The 13,681-nt window shown below is 61.2% G+C and carries 14 protein-coding genes; 11 read left to right on the top strand and 3 right to left on the bottom strand.

Annotated elements, in window-relative coordinates; translation table 11 throughout:
• Position 1 precedes the first annotated feature (1 nt).
• From EPO61_15420 to EPO61_15465, 10 genes are all read left to right on the top strand, one after another.
• Positions 2-3,073: an efflux RND transporter permease subunit gene (locus tag EPO61_15420; GenBank protein ID TAJ07345.1), complete on the top strand. Its 3,072-nt coding sequence runs from the start codon at positions 2-4 to the stop codon at positions 3,071-3,073.
• A 153-nt stretch (positions 3,074-3,226) separates the two neighbouring features.
• Positions 3,227-3,430, top strand: a complete 204-nt coding sequence (locus EPO61_15425) for a hypothetical protein (GenBank protein TAJ07346.1) — start codon at positions 3,227-3,229, stop codon at positions 3,428-3,430.
• A gap of 27 nt (positions 3,431-3,457) precedes the next feature.
• Entirely contained in the window at positions 3,458-3,841 is a 384-nt protein-coding gene (locus EPO61_15430; GenBank protein TAJ07347.1) for a CBS domain-containing protein, read from the top strand.
• Positions 3,842-3,923: 82 nt separating this feature from the next.
• A complete protein-coding gene (locus tag EPO61_15435) occupies positions 3,924-4,346 on the top strand; it encodes a hypothetical protein (protein ID TAJ07452.1) in 423 nt (140 codons plus the stop codon).
• Positions 4,347-4,385: 39 nt separating this feature from the next.
• Positions 4,386-6,194 carry a response regulator gene (locus tag EPO61_15440; GenBank protein ID TAJ07348.1) on the top strand — a complete coding sequence of 603 codons (1,809 nt, stop codon included), beginning with the start codon at positions 4,386-4,388 and terminating at the stop codon, positions 6,192-6,194.
• Positions 6,195-6,362: 168 nt separating this feature from the next.
• Positions 6,363-6,566: a hypothetical protein gene (locus EPO61_15445; GenBank protein ID TAJ07349.1), complete on the top strand. Its 204-nt coding sequence runs from the start codon at positions 6,363-6,365 to the stop codon at positions 6,564-6,566.
• A gap of 37 nt (positions 6,567-6,603) precedes the next feature.
• The gene (locus tag EPO61_15450; protein TAJ07350.1) at positions 6,604-6,831 is read left to right on the top strand and encodes a hypothetical protein; all 228 of its coding nucleotides are present in this window, start codon (positions 6,604-6,606) and stop codon (positions 6,829-6,831) included.
• A 56-nt stretch (positions 6,832-6,887) separates the two neighbouring features.
• Positions 6,888-8,450, top strand: coding sequence for a Ppx/GppA family phosphatase (locus EPO61_15455; GenBank protein TAJ07351.1), 1,563 nt, complete (start codon positions 6,888-6,890; stop codon positions 8,448-8,450).
• Entirely contained in the window at positions 8,447-9,199 is a 753-nt protein-coding gene (gene tmk / locus EPO61_15460; protein TAJ07352.1) for a dTMP kinase, read from the top strand. The genes EPO61_15455 and tmk overlap by 4 nt, the downstream gene beginning before the upstream one ends.
• Positions 9,144-9,905 (top strand): thymidylate kinase, encoded by a 762-nt coding sequence (locus tag EPO61_15465; protein TAJ07353.1) that lies wholly within the window; start codon positions 9,144-9,146, stop codon positions 9,903-9,905. Before tmk ends, EPO61_15465 begins: the two co-directional genes overlap by 56 nt.
• Here EPO61_15465 and sixA read toward each other — a convergent pair.
• Positions 9,883-10,386, bottom strand: coding sequence for a phosphohistidine phosphatase SixA (sixA, locus tag EPO61_15470; GenBank protein TAJ07354.1), 504 nt, complete (start codon positions 10,384-10,386; stop codon positions 9,883-9,885). The two genes, EPO61_15465 and sixA, sit on opposite strands and share 23 nt — an antisense overlap.
• A gap of 87 nt (positions 10,387-10,473) precedes the next feature.
• Between sixA and EPO61_15475 the strand changes: the two genes are divergently transcribed.
• Positions 10,474-11,298 carry a CHAD domain-containing protein gene (locus EPO61_15475; GenBank protein ID TAJ07355.1) on the top strand — a complete coding sequence of 275 codons (825 nt, stop codon included), beginning with the start codon at positions 10,474-10,476 and terminating at the stop codon, positions 11,296-11,298.
• Between the two features lie 12 nt (positions 11,299-11,310).
• Here EPO61_15475 and EPO61_15480 read toward each other — a convergent pair whose 3' ends face one another.
• Positions 11,311-12,480 carry an MFS transporter gene (locus EPO61_15480; protein ID TAJ07356.1) on the bottom strand — a complete coding sequence of 390 codons (1,170 nt, stop codon included), beginning with the start codon at positions 12,478-12,480 and terminating at the stop codon, positions 11,311-11,313.
• 141 nt (positions 12,481-12,621) lie between these two features.
• Positions 12,622-13,371, bottom strand: a complete 750-nt coding sequence (locus EPO61_15485) for a hypothetical protein (GenBank protein ID TAJ07357.1) — start codon at positions 13,369-13,371, stop codon at positions 12,622-12,624.
• Positions 13,372-13,681 lie beyond the last annotated feature (310 nt).

Here is a 13,681-nt window from a genome sequence, read left to right on the forward strand (position 1 = left end):
CATGGATCGCTTGCTGACCCTCTCGCTCCGGTATCGCTTCTTCACGCTCGTCGCGATGCTCATGGCCGTCGCGATCGGACTGTGGTCCATGTCCCATCTCGCCATTGATGCCATGCCGGACCTGACGCCGGTGCAGGTCCAGATTCTCACCCGCTCGCCGGCGCTGGGCCCGGTCGAAGTCGAACAGTTCGTAACGTTCCCGATCGAAGCCTCGCTGAGCGGGCTCCCCGGTCTCCGGGAGACGCGCTCGATCTCGCGCTACGGTTTATCCGCAGTAACGGCGATATTCGGCGACGACATGGACGTCTATCGGGCCAGGCAACTGGTGAGCGAACGCCTCGGCCGAGCCGTTGAACGCATTCCCCCGGAATACGGACGTCCGCTCATGGGGCCGCTGACGACCGGCCTGGGTGAGGTCTACCAGTTCACCATCCGGGGCGAAGGGTACAGTGCCATGGCCTTGCGGACTCTCCTCGAGTGGGATATCGGGATGCGACTGCGGGCGGTTCCCGGTGTGGTCGAGGTCAATATCTGGGGGGGTGAGGCGCAGCAGTATCAGGTCCTCGTCGATCCCGCCAAACTCCTCGCGTATCGGCTGTCGCTGCGACAGGTCTTCGAGGCGTTGGAACGGAACAATGCGATGGTGGGCGGCGGGTACATCGAACACCAGCGCGAGCAATTGCTCATCAGGGGAGAAGCGTTGGCGACGCGAACGGCGGACGTGGTCCGCATCGTGGTGGACCATGGGCCCGGCGGGGTGCCGATCTTCGTCAAGGATGTAGCCGAGGTCACAGAGGCCCCCGCCCTTCGGATCGGTGCGGCGACGGCCATGGGAAACGGCGAAACCATCATCGGCATGGTGCAGATGCTGGCCGGAGAGAATGCGCAGCAGGTAGTCGAGCGTGTCAAGACCAGAGTTCAGGAAATCCAGACCACGCTCCCGCCCGGAGTGGTCATCGCTCCCTACTATGATCGGACCCTACTCGTTTCGAATGTGATTCAAACCGTTCGGAACAATCTCCTTGAAGGAGGGCTGCTGGTCGTCGCGGTCCTTTTTTTGTTCCTGGGGGATCTCCGCGCCGGCTTGATCGTCGCATCGGCCATCCCGCTGTCGATGCTCATCGCTTTCACCGGAATGGTCCAGGTCGGACTCTCCGGAAATCTGATGAGTCTCGGCGCCATCGACTTCGGATTGTTGGTGGATGGGTCGGTCGTCATGATCGACAACATCCTTCGACGCCTGTCCCGGCAAGGGCCTGCGTCACCCGAGGCGAAACTGGCGACGATTCGCGCGGCGGGCCGTGAGGTGTTGCGACCGATCGCCTTCGCGGTCGGAATCATCATCCTCGTCTACCTCCCGATCCTGACGCTCACAGGGATCGAGGGAAAAATGTTCCGCCCGATGGCGGTCACTGTAATCCTCGCCCTGGCCGGTTCCCTCCTGCTGGCCATCACGGTCACACCAGTTCTGGCCTTCTGGTTCGCCCGACCCACGAAGACCGAGGAGGAAACACGGGTCGCCACCCTGCTTCGGCGGGCTTATGTTCCCTGCCTCCATTGGACTATGACACGTCCAATCTGGGTCTCCGGCTTCGCGGTCGGGCTGTTCCTGATCAGCCTCGGCATCGGTGCGACACTCGGCATCGAGTTTGTGCCCCGGCTGGATGAAGGGGACCTGGCTATCCAGATTTGGCGCCTGCCGAGCGTCTCGCTCAGCGAATCCGTCTCGACCGCCCTGCAGGTCGAGCGGGTGCTTCGTCGGTTCCCGGAGGTGACCGAGGTTGTCACGAGAACCGGCAGTCCCGAAGTCGCGACGGATGTGATGGGCGTGGAGATGTCGGATACCTTTGTGACCCTGAAACCACACAGGGATTGGACGACCGCTCAAACGCGGGACGATCTCATCGCCACCATGAAGTCGGCCGTGCTGAACGAAGTCCCCGGTGTTGGACTCGGCTTCACGCAGCCGATCGAGATGCGGTTCAACGAATTGATCGCGGGCACGCGCTCGGATCTGGCCATCAAGATCTTCGGGCCGGACTTAGAGGTGCTCAAACAGAAGGCCGAGGCTGTGGCCCGAGCGCTAGAACAGGTCCATGGCGCAGCGGACATCAAAGTCGAGCAGATCGCCGGCCTGCCCCTGATCCGGGTTATTGTGGACCGGGATCAAATCGCCCGGTATGGCTTGACGGCGGGGGAGGTCCTCGATCTGGTCCAGGTGACGCGAGTGGGACGTGTCGTGGGCACAGTGGTACAAGGGCACCGACGGTTCGAGCTGGTCGTCCGCTTAGCGGAAGAGGCGTCAGCAAGCCCCAACGCCTTGGGAAACCTCCTGATCCCGACCGCTCACGGCGAACTGGTGCCTCTGTCGCGCGTGGCCACGATCCTGGTGAGTTCCGGTCCGGCTCAAGTGAGCCGGCAAGACGTTCAGCGACGCATGATCGTGGAGTGCAACATCCGGGGACGCGACCTGGGCAGCTTTATGACGGAGGCACAGCGAACAGTGGCTGAATCGGTCTCGATGCCGATCGGGTACGAACTCAAGTGGGGCGGTCAATTCGCGCACTTGCAGGGCGCGTCGCGCCGGCTGGCCGTCGTGGTCCCGGCTACGCTCCTGATGATTCTGGGCATGTTGTCGGTGACCTTTGGGGCGATGCGTCCCGCGCTGCTGATTTTTCTGAACGTGCCGCTGGCCCTGTCGGGCGGAGTTCTGGCTCTCTGGCTCCGTGGGCTTCCGCTCAGTATCTCAGCCGCCATCGGCTTCATCGCCTTGTTCGGGATCGCGGTCCTGAACGGCGTGGTCTTGGTCAGTCACATCCGCCGGCTCGAGGCTGGAGGCCTCCCCACCGATCAGGCCGTTACGCAAGGCACGAGGGACCGTCTGCGCCCGGTTCTCATGACGGCGATGGTCGCCAGCCTGGGCTTTCTCCCCATGGCGTTGACCAGCAGCATGGGTGCGGAAGTGCAACGTCCGTTGGCGACGGTGGTGATCGGGGGACTCATGACATCCACCTTGCTCACGCTCTTCGTCATACCGACGCTCTATGGATGGTTCGTAGAACAGCCTGAGTAAAGCACGCTCGTCTTCCCGGCTCTCGGCCATGCCCGTCCTTCCCCTTCTTCGATTTAACCGAAATGTTACCCGCCGTTGACCGGACAGGAACAGGCGCAAGGCATGATCACGTCGGCACGAAATGAAAAGAGCAGACGGAGGAGGGTTTCAGCAATGATCACATTACTCGTCATCGCGGCGGGGCTGGTGGCCTTGTTCGTCTATACGCTTGCGACCTTGTCCGGCATGACTCCCAAGAGACTCTATCCCCTGTTGCGAGTCAAACAGACGGACGGACGGATCACGCCGCTGGTCATCGTCATGCACCTTCGAGACAGAACCCGTCACGCAACGACACTGTGTCCATACAACTCATAACGCAACCGCTCACATAAGGAGGACCCGATGCTCACAGCCTTGCACCTGATGAAACGAAACCTGGTCACAGTGCCGCACTCGGCGACGGCTTTGGATGCAGCCAAACTGATGCGGGAACGGCGCATCGGCAGCGTGTTCGTGGAGCAAGACAGTCAGATCGTCGGGATTGTGACCGAGTCGGACCTTGTCCGCGATGTCGTCGGCATGAGCCTCGCCGCCAATCACATTCGCGTCAAGGACATCATGAGCAGCCCGGTCATCGGCGTCGACGAGCGGAGCTCGATCACCGAAGCTGCCGACCAAATGGAACGGAATGGCACACGCCATCTGGCCGTATTCAAGGCCGACCAGATCGTGGGCGTGCTCTCGGTGCGCGACCTGCTGCATCCGGTGTCGGTCGATGAGTTCTGAGAAGGCGAGTACGCTGCCGATATGGCCGCAGCTCTCGAAGAGCTGCCTGTGGTTCGGGGGAGCGATTGGACGCGTGTGTGACATGGACCTGACCAAGCTCTGGACGAAGGGCATCAAGCTGGTCCTCAGCCTGCTCATCGTGACGATCCTGGCGGCGTTGACCGGCGGCGTGGCCAAGACGTTCCTCGACCTGGGACTGCTCCTGCGCAGTCCGGTCGAGGTGGCCTTGCGCCAGGTCATCATCGACACTCTCATCATTCTGGCGGTGGTGGAACTGTTCAAGACCACCCTCACCTACTTTTCCGAGGGGCGGGTCAAGGTCACCTTCATCGTGGACACGATCCTGGTCGTGATGCTGACCGAGGTGATCGCCCAATGGTTCAAGGGGGGCGAGGTCACCCACCTGGCCATCCTCGGCGCGACGATTCTCACGCTGGGCGTCATGCGGGTCCTGGCCGTGCGCTTCTCCCCAATTCATGGAGAAATCGAACGCGAAGCCGCTTGAGCGTGCAGCTCACTTCAGCCGACTATTCCGGAGAGTCGCATGCGACAAACTCTCGTCAAGAATAGGGTGACGATCGGACTCATCTGTGTGGCGTTAGTGCTCGTGCTGAATATCCTCCTGCTGAGTTACAACACCACCAGACAGCTCCACATCAGAGATTCCCACATTCAGACGTACGAAATCCTATCGGAACTGCAAACGGCGCTCTCGATCCTGAAGGACGCCGAAGCAGGCCAGCGGGCCTACCTCCTGACCGGCGAAGAGCCGTACCTGGCTCCGTTCGATCTGGCAGGCCCATTGGTCAAGGATCACTTGCTCCGACTCCGAGCGCTGACGATGGACAATCCGCTCCAACAACAGCAGCTGGACAGCTTGGAGCCGTTCGTCGCCTACACCTTGACGGAATTCAGGCGGACGACCGACTTGCGACGAGTGAAGGGGCTTGACGCCGCCTTGCGGAGCGTCGTCTACAGCCCCGCTAAATACAAAATTGCAGACATCGAACGCCTGATCGCGGCGATGGAACGGGACAACCGAACGCGACTGCAAGAAGAAGTCCGGGAAGCGCAGCACAACACCCGCCAGACTGCCGTCACCTTCGCCGCCACGACGCTGATTGCCTTTGCCCTGCTCTGGTTCATCAACCGTCGCCTCCACCGATACATTCAGGCGCGCGATCACGCGGAGGAAGCGTTGCGGGTTAGCGAAGCGAACCTTCGCCAATCACAAAAAATGGAAGCCGTCGGACGGCTGGCCGGAGGCATCGCGCACGACTTCAACAACTTGCTGACCGTGATCACGGGATACAGCGAGGTGCTGCTCAAAAAACCGGACATGAAGGACCGCCAGCGGAATTATGTGGAGCAGATCAAGCAAGCCGGCGACAGGGCCGCCAGCTTGACCCGTCAGCTTCTGGCCTTCAGTCGGAGGCAGGTGCTGCAACCGAAAGTCCTGGATCTCAATGAGGCGGTAACCGCTATCAGCCCGATCCTCCAACGTCTGATGGGCGAGGACATCCGACTGACTCTGGACTTAGGCCGGATAGGCTCCATCAAAGCAGACCCGGGACAACTCGACCAGGTTCTGATGAATCTTGCGGCCAATGCCCGGGATGCCATGCCACAGGGAGGAACGCTGATCATCAAAACCGCCGACATCGAGCTGGATGCCGGCGAGGCCAACCGACATCCCGGTGCACAAGCGGGCCCACACGTCATGCTGGCCGTGAGCGACACGGGATGCGGAATGGATACGGAAACGCTGAGACATATCTATGAGCCCTTCTTTACCACCAAAGAACAGGGCAAGGGCACGGGGCTCGGGCTCTCCACCGTCTACGGGATCGTCAAGCAAAGCGGCGGTTCGATCTGGGCCTACAGCGAACCAGGGCTCGGCACGACGTTCAAGATATACCTGCCGAGAGTCGAATCATGCGCACCACCCCTCTGCGCACCTTCCCCAAGCGCGCTCGCCGGCCGCTCAACGGAAACCGTCTTGCTCGTCGAAGATGAAACGGCCGTCCGCCTGCTCGTACGAACCATCCTCGCGGACCACGGCTACACGGTGCTGGAAGCCGCCTCTCCGGAAGAGGCGCTTTCAATCGGCGCCAGCCACCAGAGTCAGATCCACCTATTGGTGACCGACGTGGTCATGCCGGGAAGCAGCGGGCGGAAGGTTGCGGAGCGCCTCGCCGAATGCCACCCACACCTCAAGGTCCTGTATATGTCGGGGTACACGAACAATGCGATCGCCCACCACGGCGTATTGGAGGCAGGGCTCGCTTTTTTACAGAAACCGTTCACCCCGGACGCATTGGCGAACCGTGTCCGGGAGGTACTGAACGCGTGACCCCCTAAAATTTACACATCCGCAATCTGCGCTTAATCAAGATGAGACGATGAGCATCTATGCTGGCGCTTGTAGCGTTCTCCTGTGAGCCTCGGGTTCTTTCCAGGGTGTGCCCCCTGGGAAGAGTGCCCGGGGCAAGGAGACGGCTAAAGAAAGGAGGTGAATGACATGAGCTGTCCGCATTTTGCGGATCACGAGACGAGCGGAACGACCGCATTGTGCTTTGGGATCATCGTGCCGTTCAAGCCGAGCTTGAACGAACGGATGCAGTACTGCGAGACGGGACTCCATCAGTCCTGTCCACTGTATCACTGCGCAGGCAAGGATCTCTCGCTCGCGATTCACCAAGAGGTTGCCCGAGCGATCGGGTAACCTCTTGTCTTCACCGCTCCGATGCCGAGAGGGGCCTATGATGCGCACCGTCTCCTCCGACAAAGAACTCTTGCTGCTCGACCTACTGGCCCGCACCGGCTGCATGACCGTCGAGCAAGTCGCTGCCACATTGCCCGAACTCACCTGGTGTGAATTGTTCCACATGATCGACGACCTCAGCCGCAGCGGCGCCATCGTCCTTCAACGGAAGGGGTTTGCCTACGAACTCCGATCAGGTCTTCCGGCAACATCCCCAACCAAATGATTTTCATAATAAAATAGCCGATTGACTTGCCACCTCCTGCCTTCTAAGCTGCTCCTATGGCCAAACTGGCGGTTCTCGATATCGGCACCAATTCGATCCACATGGTCCTGGCGGAGGTCGAACCGGACTTCTCCTACAAGGTCTTGGATCGCTTCAAAGACATGACCCGCCTGGGCGACGGGGCCTTCAAGACCCGCCGCCTCTCCGAAGCGGCCATGACCCGCGCCTTGGAAGTCATCCGCACGCTCGCCACCCTGGCCCACAACAAGGGCTACGACCGGATCAAGGCCGTGGCCACCAGCGCCGTGCGCGAGGCCAAGAACGGCGGCGAGTTCATCGAAGAAATCGCCCGGCAGACCAAGCTCCGGGTGCGCGTGGTGACGGGCCAGGAAGAAGCCCGCCTCATCTACCTCGGCGTGCGCCACAGCATGGACCTCTCCGACCAGCCGACGCTGGTCGTGGACGTGGGGGGCGGGTCGGTGGAATTGATGGTCGGCAACCGCGAGGCCATGGCCCAGGCCCAAAGCCTCAAGCTGGGCGCGATCCGGTTGAAGGACATCTACCTCCGGCAGGACCCGCCCACCAAGGCGATGCTCAAAAAAATGCAGCAAGCCATCGATCAGCAGCTCAAAGAGGCGCTGCGGCAGTTCAAAACTACATCGTTCGAGCGTCTGGTGGCGACCTCGGGAATGGCCGCGAACCTCACCGAAGTCATCTATCTCCGCCGCACCGGCCGTCCCTTGACGCAACTCAACCTGACCCGGATCACGCGCAAGGAAATCCAGGCGGTGGAAAGTTTGTTGACCCATGCCAGCTTCAAAGACCGGCTGGCCATTCCCGGCCTCGACCCGAAACGGGCCGACACCCTGCTGCCGGCCGCGATGGTGTTTCGCAGCCTCATGGACCGGACCGGGCACGAACAGATGACGGTCAGCGACAAGGCGATCCGGGAAGGGCTCATTTACGACTTCATCGCGCGGCATAAGGACCGCATCCGCACCGAGCAGGAAATTCCCAACGTCCGCCGCCGCAACGTGGTCTATCTGGCCCGGCGGTGCCATTATCCCCAGGTGCATGCGGATCACGTGGCGTTCCTGGCGACGCGCCTCTTCGATCAAACCGCCCCTCTGCACGGACTGGGCGAGCGCGAGCGGGAATGGCTGGAGTATGCGGCGATCCTCCACGACATCGGGTACCTCATCAACTCGCGCCAGCACCACAAGCACGCCTACTATCTGATCATGCACAGCGACCTCTACGGGCTGACCGCCGACGAGGTCGAGATCATCGCCAACGTCGCGCGCTACCATCGACGGGCGCTGCCCCGTGACACCCACGCCGGCCTGGCCCAGTTGCCGCCCAAAAACCGAAAGATGGTCCTGACGCTCAGCGCGCTGCTCCGCATCGCCGACGCCCTGGACCGCAGCCAGTTCTCGGTGATTCAAGACCTCCGCGTTTCGGTCGGCGAGCCCCTGCGCGTCACGCTCAAAACCGGCGGCGATCCCGAGTTGGAAATCTGGTCGGCCCGCAACCGGTCCGACCTGTTCGAAAAAGTGTTCAAGCGGCCGATCCAGTTCGAGACGGCCGGCTCGCTCACCCGCGAAGGAGTGCCTGCATGACGCCCCCCCTGGTCACGTTCAACCAACCGCACCCCTTCCCCGGCAAGCTGATCATCGTGGAAGGCATCGACGGCTCCGGTAAAAGCACCCAATTGCTGTTGCTGCAAAAATGGCTGACCGCCAAGGGCTACAACGTGTTTTTTACCGAGTGGAACTCGTCCGAGCTGGTCCGCGAGACGACCCGCCGCGGAAAAAAGAACAAGTCCCTCACCCCGACGACGTTCAGCCTGCTCCATGCCACCGACTTTGCGAACCGGCTCTACTACGACATCCTGCCGCCGCTCAAAGCCGGCATGGTGGTGCTGGCCGACCGGTACGCCTACACCGCCTTTGCGAGAGACGCCGTGCGCGGCGTCTCGCCGGCCTGGGTGCGCAAGCTCTATGGGTTCGCAATCCGGCCGGACATGGCCTTTTATTTCAAGGTCCCGATCGAGGTGGCCATCAATCGACTGCTGGGCGGCATGCGAGCCCAATTCAAGTATTACGAAGCCGGCATGGACATGGGCCTGAGCCAGGACATGACGGAAAGCTTCCGTATCTTCCAGTCCCGCATCCTGCTGGAGTACGACAAGATCGTGAGCGAGTACGGACTGATCACGATGGACGCCACGAAGGAAATCGAAGAACAGCAAAACGATATGCGTCAGTTGGTCTCCACGGCACTGGAACATTACAAACCGAAACGGGGCACGCATGGAAAACGCGAGACAGTATTTTGGCGACGGTTTGCCGTACCAAAATCTGAATGACCTCAAAGGCAAGCTGATCGCGATCGAGGGCACGGACGGCGTGGGCCGCTCCACGCACATCGAGATGTTGCAGGAGTGGCTCGAGGTGCAGGGCTACGGCGTCGTGACGACCGGCTGGACCCGCTCCAACCTCATGTCCAAGACCATCGAGATGGCCAAGCAGGGCAACATCCTGGACCGCTGGTCGTTCAGCCTGCTCTACGCCACCGACTTCGCCGACCGCCTGGAACATCAGATCATTCCGGCCCTCCGCTCCGGCTTCATCGTGTTGGCGGACCGGTACATTTACACGGCCTTCGCCCGGGACTTCGTCCGCAGCGGGGACCGATCGTGGATCAGAGACGCGTTCGGCTTTGCGGTCGTCCCAGACCTGGTCTGCTACCTGCGGATCGACGTAGACACGCTGGCCCTGCGTGTGATCGAGACCAAGGGCATGAACTTCTGGGAGTCCGGGATGGACTTACGGCTGGGGGGCGATCTCTACGACAGCTTCAAGAAATACCAGGGGCTGCTGATCGAGGAATTCGACAAGATGGCCGAGGAGTTCAAATTCGAAGTGGTGGATGCCCGCAAGCCGCCGGAGGAAATCCAGGAAGCGCTCCGGGGCAAGATCGAGCCCCTGCTCAAGAACGGCCGGACCCAACTGGCGTCGGCAGGAACAGGGGGGCCGATCAAAGAGTCGGCTACTGCGCCCCCAGCTTCCTGAGCTGCGAGGGCGTGAGCCACCAGCGCAACATCCCCGGTCCGGCCTTGGGCAGTCCCTCGAAACGGACGCAGCAGGCGCCGGCTTTCTTCAGCGACAGGCCGGCGACCGGCTGGCCAAACAGCAACACGCCGGCGGCTTCGCCGAGATGAGGTTCATGGCCGACACAGAGCACGCACGCCTCGCCCGGCAGGGCCGTCAGCAAAGGCAGGAGCTTGTCCGGAGGCGCGTCGGGAACCAATTCGTCGCAGATCCGAATTTCCAGACGGAGCCGCAACGTGTCACGGATAATTTTCGCGGTGTCGAACGCGCGAAGCAATGGGCTGGACAGGATATGGGTCGGTTCCACGCCGAGTTGCACGAGCCCTGCAGCCCCCTCGCGAACCCGCTCCGCCCCCTTGGGCGTCAGCGGCCGTTGGGCTTCAGACCCCTTCCACTCCTCCGGCTCCACGGCAATCCCATGTCGAAACAATATACAGTCCATTCCGCTCTCCTCCCGCACGCGTATGCGAGCGACGACTGTACCATAACTGTTCAGCCGGCGTGAAGCGCCGGAACGAGGGTGCTCACCATGGCCGGACAGGCCTTACGCGGACGCCTAGTGGGACAGGATCGGGCCGCTCGGTACCGGGCCACGGTGCTGCACGCCCTGGCCTTGCTGGCGGCGGGAGACCGCCGCGCCAAGACCTTGCACCGGCTGCGCACCCACCTGCGACGGCTGCAAGCCTATCTGGAGCTGGTGGGGGAAGAAGAAAACGCCGCGATCATGGCCCGTTGCGTGTCGCGCTTCAGCCGGCTTCGGACCTTGCAAGTCTTCAAGCCCTATCTGGATCACTTAGGGGCCCCCGGACGAGATCGTCGACTGGTGCACGAGCAAATCCAGGCCATGCAGCGCAGGCTCAAGGACAAACATGCCTATCGAAAAGTCGAACGCCTAGTCGAACATCATGCCCTCCCGCCCACGCCGGCCTCCTTCGACTGGATGGGCCGACGCATCATCGCCTTACGGCGCATGCATGCCGACCGCCTGCGGAAACTGATCGCCAAGACCGAAGCCGAGCCCCGCCGCAAGCCTCTCCATACCCTGCGGCTCATGATCAAGTCCGTCCGCTATCAAGAGGAATGGGCTCTCGGCGAACCCTATGCCAGGCCTGACCTTGTGGCCTGGCTGAAACATGCCCAAACCGTCCTGGGGAACTACGAGGAACGGGCCCAGTTCCGCAAGCTTGCGGGCAGGCTCGGACTGAAGTCCCGCCGCGCCATCGAACAGGACTGGCATCGGGCACGCGACCGCGCCCGCGCCATGCCGGACCATCTCCACAAACGGCTCGGCACCCTGGCGACAACCCGGTTGCGGCTGCTTCCCGGCCGCAGAACAAGCCTTTCTACAGCCTGACCGGAGAGTCCTTCATGAAAGCCCCCCGCGCCGCCGTGACAGACGGATGAACGTGATGGCGGACAAGGAAGCCGCTGCCGCGCCGAACCAAAACGGCGCGGCAGGCCCGATGTGGTCCCACAACAGCCCTGCCATCACGCTCGCCGGCAGTATGGTCGCGCCCACGACCAAGTGAAAGAGGCCAAACCCCGTGGCCTTCCGCTCTTCCGGAACCAGCGTGGCCAGATAGGCTCGCTGCACTCCGTCCGTCAATCCCATATAGGCTCCGTACAGCCCAAATAACAGGGCGATCTGCCAGGGAGCCTCGGCCAGGGCAAATCCGGCGGACAGGCCCGCGAACAGGCAGAACCCGCCGGCAATCACCCGGCGCTTGCCGAACCGGTCCGCCAACATTCCGCCTGGAATCGAAAGCAAGGCATAGACGACGTTGAACGTCAGGTAGACGCCGGAGATCCTGGCCGGACTCATGCCCACCTGCTCGGCTTTCAGAATCAGAAACGCATGGCTGAAATTACCCAGGGAGAAGAGCCCGATGACCAGGAGAAATCCCCGAAAATTCCGATCGAATCCGCTCAGGGACCAGGAGAAGGCCGGCCGCGCCAAGGGCGCCGGTCCATCGGCCGAAATGAACAGGGCGATGAAGGCGACCGCCAGCAGGCCCGGAACGATGGACAACCAGAAGACCAGCCGATAATCGGAGGACCAGACCGCCAGGATCAGCAGAGCCACAGCAGGACCGACGACGGCCCCGGCCGTGTCCATGGCCCGATGGATGCCGAAGGCCAGCCCCGATTGCGCCGGCGGAGTGGACACGGCAATGATGGCATCGCGGGGAGCAGTCCGGATTCCCTTGCCGACCCGGTCGGTGAATCGGGCTGTCAGCACCATGCCCCAGCCCGTCGCCAGCGCCAGCAGGGGACGAGAGACCACGGAAGTGGCGTACCCGATCCCCATCAGCAGTTTGTTTTTGCCGAAGCGGTCGGCCAGCATGCCGGAGAACAATTTGAGCAGGCTTGCGCTGGCCTCGGCGATCCCCTCGATAATCCCTACCACCGATTTGCTGGCACCAAGCGTGGAGGAGAGGAACAATGGGACGAGGGGATAGACCATTTCAGAGCTGACGTCCATGAAGAAGCTGACCCAGCCCGTGATCCAGACATTTCGTGGCATTCTTCGTGGCATTCGATTGTTCATGGTCTGACAGGAATGCCGAGCCAATCCCCATTTGGCTGAAATTCCGATACGGCCCCGATGCAGTCATCACGCAACACGGATTCACTTCTGGCTCTTAGCTCTTCCAATTGTCAGTCTTCTCCACCTCTATCAGGGTGTACTTTGTGTAGCTTTGACACTCGTGCTGAATACCAACTCTTGAGACAACAGATACAGATCTTGGTTCATCAGGTTGACCGCGACTCTAAGGGACTCGAGCATTTCCGCCTGTGTTCGGAGGTCATCAATGGTATAGAGGCCACCATCGCCAAAGAAGAGCGCGATGCGCTGCCGTTCGGTCTCAGAGCCAGGCGTGCCCAAGGAACTATCTTGGCGCCAGTCCGCAACCAAACTCTCTCGCAAAGTGGGAGTATCCTCACTTGCCGTAGTCAGATATTTCCACACTGATGCGGGAAAGAGCTTCGAGTGCTCCGGCCCTTCCCAGGCTTCACGTAATAGATTGCGCCGATGTTGAAACTGATGTGTTTCCTTCTCTATAAAAGCCGCTAGTCCAAAGCCCGTGGCCAAACTACCTCCTGTAATGTCCATAGTGGCGGCAGCGACCCCCTCCGCCGCCAGGGATAATCCTCCCGCGACGATACCGATCATGGCCTCCCCGACAATCGCAACGAGTGTCTGTGTGTGCACTTTCTTATCTTGGACCACTTGGAGCCGATCCGCGAGGTGAGCGGCCCGCGCTTCCTCACAGGCCGCCTCCGCTGTCACACTGTGGATTTCGTAGGAGACGCGCAACAGACGATCTGCGAGTTGCTGACGCAACTCCAGTAACCGGATGCGCTCGCGATCAGTCGCGTGTACCCCATTTGCTTGATAGGCCGCAAGTTCCGAAAGGAGATCCAAGACCCCAATGATCTCCGCAGTATGCCGTGCTTGGGGGGAAAGCTGGGGCGCTGCAGGGCGATCCTTGTCGTCTAGTGACGGCTGTCGAGGGACCTCAGACACCCTTGGGGCTGAGAGTCCTATCTGAAGACTCGGCGGGGGCTCGCATTGACGGCTCAGTGTATAGAAAGGGAATTCTTCATGGACTGAACCGTGTTGCCTCGACGCACATCCTGAAACCACGCACAAGATGATAAGAAGGAAATGAGCAGGGGATTTCATTTTTCAGCCCTATCGGACATATATCCGCCCACGGCCCTGTGGCGGCCAT

This window comes from Nitrospirota bacterium, assembly GCA_004296885.1.
Classification (GTDB): Bacteria; Nitrospirota; Nitrospiria; order Nitrospirales; family Nitrospiraceae; genus SYGV01.